Raw genomic sequence first — 6,695 nt, 5'->3', positions numbered from 1 at the left:
CCCGTTCGCGATGGCCGTCATGTTCGCCGCCTCCGCCAGCTTCGTCACGCCCATCGGCTACCACACCAACATGATGGTTTTCGGGCCGGGAGGCTACCGATTCCCGGACTTTGTGCGGGTGGGCCTGCCGCTGAGCCTGCTGCTGTTTCTGCTGGCCAGCGTGCTGATCCCGATCGTCTGGCCGTTTGCCCCGTAAGCCGACTGGCGGGTGCGTATCGCTGTGGTGGGGAAAAAGGTGGTGCGGCGGCGGTTCCGGCCGGTATGATATCCGCTTTACAGTGTTTATGGTCAAGGCCGGTCTGCCGGCGGCGGCCGGGCCGCTTTTTTACAGGAGACGCCATAGATGTCTTCGCATCTGATTGAACCGCACGGGGGGGAACTGGTGAATCTGTTGGTGAATGAGGATCGGGCCCGCCTGATCAAGGAGCAGTCGCGCGACTGGGTCTCGTGGGACTTAACGCCTCGCCAGCTCTGTGACCTGGAACTGCTGCTCAACGGCGGCTTTTCTCCGCTGCGCGGCTTCATGGTCCGCAAGGACTACGAAAGTGTTTGCGACAAGATGCGGCTGGCCGACGGCACGCTGTGGCCGATGCCGATCACCCTCGACGTCTCCGAGGAGATCGCGGGCAAGCTCAAGCCGGGAGCCATGCTGGCCCTGCGCGACTTCGAAGGCGTGATGCTGGCCGCGATGAAGGTTGAGGAGATATACCAGCCGGACCTGGCCGCCGAAGCGCAAAAGGTCTTCGGCACGAGCGATCCAAAGCACCCGGCTGTGGGTTACCTCCAGCGACAGACCAAGCCGTTCTACGTCGGCGGCGTGATCGAAGGCGTCCAACTGCCGCACCATTACGATTTCGTCGAGCTGCGCGACACGCCGGCCGATCTTCGCCGGCAGTTCGCCGAGAAAGGCTGGCGGCAGGTGGTGGCCTTCCAGACCCGCAACCCGATGCACCGGGCCCACCAGGAACTGACCTTCCGCGCCGCCCGCGACCTGGGCGCCAACCTGCTGATCCACCCGGTGGTCGGCATGACCAAGCCCGGCGACGTGGACCACTACACGCGGGTCCGCTGCATCCAAGCCGTGCTGGGCCACTATCCCAAAAACACGGTGGCCCTGAGCCTGCTGCCGCTGGCCATGCGAATGGGCGGGCCGCGCGAAGCGGTCTGGCACGCGATCATCCGCAAGAACTACGGCTGTACGCACCTGATCGTCGGCCGCGACCATGCCGGTCCCGGCGCCGACTCGTCGGGCAAGCCGTTCTACGGTCCCTACGACGCCCAGGAACTCCTCCAGAAGCACGAGCAGGAACTTGGCATGAAAATGGTGCCGTTCAAGATGATGGTCTATCTCGAAGACCGCGACGAGTACGTGCCGGAAGACGAAATGCCCGCCGGCGCCAAGCCCAAGTCGCTCTCCGGCACCGAGCTGCGCGACCGCCTGGCCGAAGGACGCGAAATCCCGCCGTGGTTCTCTTTCCCCGAGGTGGTCACCGAGCTTCGCCGCACCTATCCGCCGCGAAGCCGCCAGGGATTCACCGTATTTTTCACCGGCCTGCCGAGCTCCGGCAAGTCCACCATCGCCAACGTCCTGATGGTCAAGCTGCTGGAGATGGGCGGACGCCCGGTGACCCTGCTCGACGGCGACCTGGTCCGCAAGCACCTCTCATCCGAGTTGGGATTCTCCAAGGAGCACCGCGACATCAACATCCGGCGGATCGGCTTCGTCGCCTCCGAGATCACCAAGAACGGCGGCATCGCCCTCTGCGCCCCGATCGCCCCGTACGACAACATCCGCAAGGAAGTCCGCGGGATGATCGGCGACGGCGGCGGCTTCGTCCTGGTCCACGTCGCAACCCCGGTCGAGGTCTGCGAGCAGCGCGACCGCAAGGGCCTCTACGCCAAGGCGCGGGCCGGCATCATCAAGGAATTCACCGGCATCTCCGATCCGTACGAGACCCCAGCCGACGCGGAACTGTCGCTCGACACCACCGAGATGACGCCCGAGGAGTGCGTTCAGGAGGTCCTGCTCTATCTCGAAAAACAGGGTTTCATCGGGCCCAATTCGAGCCAGCCGGCTAAGCCGCAATAGCGGCAGGCGCGACCGCGATCTCTGCAGGAAGGATTGCACCACATGGTTTCCCCGTCGGAAATCCAGGCATCAGGAGCGGTATGGGTATGGCCGGCGGAAAGCCGCGAACTGGTCGGTCAGTACGTGCGGTTCCGCCACGAGTTCGACGTCGATCGCGTGGACGATGTGCCTGAGTTGCTCATCAGCGCCGCTTCGGACTACGCCGCGTACCTCAACGGCGAGTTCGTCGCGTGGAACCAGTACGGCGATTTCCCATGGCGCAAGGTCTACGACCGGATCGCCCTGACGCGACGGCTCCGCGCCGGCCGCAATGTCCTCGAGATCGTGGTCTATCACGTCGGCGAGGACTTCTTCCGGTACCTCAAAGGTCCGGCGGGACTGATCTACGCCCTGCGAAACGGCCAAACGTGGATCGCCAGCGGCCCGCAAACCCAATGGCGGACCGAGAGCGCCTACCGCCAGGGTCCGATGCCGGAGGTGACGCGGCCGTTGGGCCCGACGTTCGAGTATGACGCGCGAAAGACTCAAAACGTCGACCCGTGGCAGACGATCCGGCCTCAGGATACGTTCTCGACCGATGAGTGGCCGGTCCGCGACGAGCGGCCGATCGAGAAACTCCGCCTCGAACCGCCGGCGCCCGCTCGCGTGATCGCCCAGGGTGTCTTTCGCCGCGACGAGTCCTCAAACCCTGATGCCACCGTGGCCCGACGGATGCTCTCGGACTTCCTTTCTCCGCGCCACCCGCAGGATTTCTACGACCACAGCGGCGACCTGCGGTTGCCAAACGCCCGCGGTCTGAACGTGCGTCATGAATCGCCGGCCGACGGCGGCGTCTACCTGGTGATCGACCTGGGCTGCGAGGAAGCGGGCCTGCTGGAACTGGATATCGACGCCTCAGCCGGGGCGATCGTCGACGTGGCCTGGGGCGAACATTTGGATATTCTGCGGGTCTCGGCGTCGATCGGGCCGCGAAACGCCGACTCGCGCAACTTCGCCTCGCGGTACATCGCCAGGGACGGCCGCCAGACGTTCATGCACCCGTTCCTGCGGCTGGGCGGCCGGTATCTCCAACTGCACGTCTCGGGCGCCAAGCGATTCGTGCTGCACTACGCGGGTCTTCGGCCGACGCCGTACCCGCTGGAGCACCGCGGTCGGTTCGAAACCTCCGACTGGCTGTTGCGAACGATCTACGACGTGTCGGTGCGGACGCTCGAACTGTGCATGCACGAGCACTACGAGGATTGCCCGTGGCGAGAGCAGTCGCTCTACGCCAACGACGCCCGCAACCAGGCCCTCTGCGGCTACTACGCGTTCGGCGAGTACCGCTTTCCCGCCGCCTCGTTCATGCTCTTCGCCGAGACGTTGCGCGACGACGGCTACACCGAGATGTGCGCGCCGGCCCGGATCGAGTTCACGATCCCGTCGTTCAGCATGTTGTGGGTGGCCGACCTGGGCGATCATTACCTCTATTCGGGCGATGCCTCGCTCGCCCGGTCGGTCTGGCCCAAGGTCAGCCGCATGATGGACACGCACCTCTCGCGCCTGGTCGACGACGTCTTGCCCTGCCCGACCGGCAATGGCTACTGGCATTTCTACGACTGGGCGGCCGGTCTGGCCGGTGGATACGGACCCGGCTACGAGCGGGTCTTTGTGGACGGCGTTCGATTCGACGCCCCGCTCAATGCATGCTTCGTGATGGCCCTCGACGCCGCCGTCCGGTTGGCGCGGGCGGCCGACGACCCGACCGCAGCCGAGCGGATCGCACAACAGGCCCGACGTGTCCGGGCGGGCTTCCACGCCAAGTTCTGGAACACCGAGCGCGAGCTCTACAAGACCTACGTCGGCTGTGACGCGCCGGATCATTGGGCCGAGTTGACCCAATCTCTGGCCCTCTGCATCGACGCCTGCCCAGACAACCTGACCGACGCCCTTCGCCGGCACCTCGCCCGCAGCGACACGGAACTGGTCGCCACCACGCTCAGCCAATCGCTCTACAAGTTTTGGGCCCTGCTGCAGGACGCTCCGCGGTACGGCGGCTGGGTCTTCCAGACGGTGGCCGATCAGTGGTCCGGCATGCTCCGTCAGGGCGCCACGAGTTTCTGGGAGACGCTTCAAGGGGCTGAGGATTTCGACCACGCGGGCAGCCTGTGCCACGGCTGGTCCGCCATCCCGGTCTACCTCTACCACGCCTACCTGACGGGCATCCGGCCGCTGGAGCCCGGTTTCCGGCGGTTCGTCGTCGATCCGGTCGTCTCAGCCGGGTCCGGGTCCGCCGCGGTCGTTCCCACGCCCGCTGGACCAATCGAGTTCTCCTGGCGATGGGTCGCCGACCGGCTGCACTACCGCCTGGTCCATCCGCCGCAGCTCACGCCGCAGCTCAGCCCCGCTTTGGCCGATGGCATTCGTGAGTCCTGATCGGTCCCAAATGCAGTTGCTGCTGTAAAGCCATACTGGACATGCCAATCCATTGCCTTCAGACTTGGACTTGGCCAGAGCATCGGCTATAATCACACCCTTGACCTCCTTGGTGGGCTCCGTTTGTGCGCATGGGCGAGCGTTGCGGGGGTGGCAACGCACTGGTTTCTGAGAGTGGCTGAGGCGGGAGGTTGCAGTCGATTATGACCGGCAAGCGAGCGGCCAAAGTCCGTGATTCCGAAGCATCCAGAGCGGCGACACCGGCACTGACGCCGCCAGCGATCTTCGGACCAAGTTCAGCAGGTGGTACGCCGGGTTCACAGCCGGACTTGAAGGCCGTGGACCTGGAGGCCGTCCTTAACACCATGCGTGAGGCCGTGGTGGTGGTCGATAGGGCGAGACGCGTGGTGCGGATGAACCCGTCAGCCTTGAAGCTATTCGGCCCCAACGACTTTCACGACGCCCAGAGCGCCTATGACCATCGCCGCGAACTGGTCGAAATACGGGACTCCACCGGAACCCCGCTGCCGGAAGACCAGTGGCCGCTGGCCCGGGCGCTCCGGGGCGAAACGCTGACCGATATCGAACTTGAGATCCGTCACCGCGGCAGCGGCAGCAGCTTGTCTGTCAGTTGCAGTGCCGGCCCGGTCCGACAGGAGGGCGGCCGTGTCACCCTGGCCATGGCCAGCTATCACGATTTGAACAGCGTGTGGGACGCCGAACGTGAACTCCGGGAGTCCGAGCGGCGGTTTCGGACGATGGTCGATTTCACCTACGATTGGGAGTTCTGGATCGGTCCCAAAGGTGAGTCCCTCTGTACAACCCCGTCCTGCCGGGGGACCACTGGCTATGGTCCCGAGGACTTCGCGTCCGATCGCGGTCTGTTCTTCCGGATCGTTCATCCGGAGGACCGGGCGAGGGTGCGACAGCATGTGGCCGAGGCGATGCGCCCGGAGGCGGGCGTTTTGTCGCTGGACTTTCGAATCATCGCCAGGGAGGGTTCGGTCTGCTGGGTCAGCCACTACTGTCAGCCCGTCTTTGACCGCGATGGAACGTGGCGCGGGCGGCGGGCCACCAATCGCGATATCACGGAGCGCAAAGCAGCCGAAGCGGCTCTCCAGGAGGCGGAGCGGAAATACCGCGAACTTGTCCGCTGCGCTCCCTCGGGCATCTACGAGATCGACTTTCGCACCCGCAGGTTCACCTCGGTCAATGACGCCATGTGCCAGATGCTCGGGTACACCCGCGAGGAACTGTTGGCCTCCAACCCATTCGATCTGCTGGAAGGCGACGGTGCGGATCGGTTCCAAGCCCGGATCGCCATGTGGCTTAAGGGCAAGGAGCCGGACCGGAACGTCGAATACAGAATCAAGACCAAAGACGGCCGCCGCATCGACGTCATCCTGGACGTGACGTTCACCGCCGATGAGAACGGCAGACCCCTCGGCGCGACCGTGATCGCTCACGACATCAGCGAACGCAAGGCTGTGGAGACGGCCCTCCAGGCCCAGCGTGACTTGTTCATCGCTATCACCGACAACATCCCGGTGTGCCTGTGCATCTGGGACCCGCAGCTTCAGACCTTCCGGTTCAACGCCCACACGCGTAGCCTGCTGGGCTGGACCGAAGAGGACGCCGCCGAAGGTGACTTCGTGGCCAAGGTTTATCCCGATCCGGTCTATCGCCAAGAGGTGACCGATTATATGCTGCGCCTGGAGCAAGGCTGGCGTGACCTCAAGACCACGGCGAAGGACGGGACCGTCGTTGATATCTCATGGGCGAACATCCGATTGGCCGACGGCACGTCGATCGGTATCGGGATCGATATCCGCCAGCGCAAGGCAGCCGAGGAGACCACCGCCCGGCAGGGCCGGCTTGTGCGGGCGATCAACCAGGTGTTTCGCGAGGCGATCGGCTGTGATACCACGGCGCAGTTGGGCACGGTGGCGCTGGCCGTGGCCGAGGAGATCACCGGCAGCCGGTTCGGACTGATCGGCGAGATCGGATCCGATGGCCTGCTCCGTGACGTCGCCATCAGCAACCCCGGATGGGACCAGTGCGCCAAACTCGATCCGAGCGGCCATCGACGCCTGCTCGATCTGCCCGTGCGGGGCCTCTACGGTCAGGTGCTGACCGAGGGCCGCAGCCTCGTCACCAACCACCCGGCGGCCCATCCGGCCAGCCGGGGCGT

At 64.9% G+C, this 6,695-nt stretch carries 4 protein-coding genes; all 4 read left to right on the top strand.

Translation table 11 applies throughout. The annotated features are described in order from the left end of the window. The coding region (locus GXY33_12565; protein ID NLX05964.1) for an SLC13 family permease at positions 1 to 196 on the top strand (196 nt) is incomplete at its 5' end. A 147-nt stretch (positions 197 to 343) separates the two neighbouring features. Beyond that, a complete protein-coding gene (locus GXY33_12560) occupies positions 344 to 2,089 on the top strand; it encodes a bifunctional sulfate adenylyltransferase/adenylylsulfate kinase (protein ID NLX05963.1) in 1,746 nt (581 codons plus the stop codon). Between the two features lie 42 nt (positions 2,090 to 2,131). After that, complete coding sequence (locus GXY33_12555) at positions 2,132 to 4,504, top strand: hypothetical protein (protein ID NLX05962.1); 2,373 nt, start codon at positions 2,132 to 2,134, stop codon at positions 4,502 to 4,504. 338 nt (positions 4,505 to 4,842) lie between these two features. After that, positions 4,843 to 6,695, top strand: a 1,853-nt coding sequence (locus tag GXY33_12550; protein ID NLX05961.1) for a PAS domain S-box protein, incomplete at its 3' end; no start/stop codon positions are given.

Source organism: Phycisphaerae bacterium (assembly GCA_012729815.1).
Lineage (GTDB): Bacteria > Planctomycetota > Phycisphaerae > JAAYCJ01 > JAAYCJ01 > JAAYCJ01.
This window is presented reverse-complemented; position numbering and strand designations above follow the sequence as displayed.

Bases quoted from the DNA above. Each gene is read 5' to 3' on its own strand.
- GXY33_12560 (NLX05963.1), top strand. From the start codon at position 344: ATGTCTTCGCATCTGATTGAACCGCACGGGGGGGAACTGGTGAATCTG.
- GXY33_12555 (NLX05962.1), top strand. From the start codon at position 2,132: ATGGTTTCCCCGTCGGAAATCCAGGCATCAGGAGCGGTATGGGTATGG.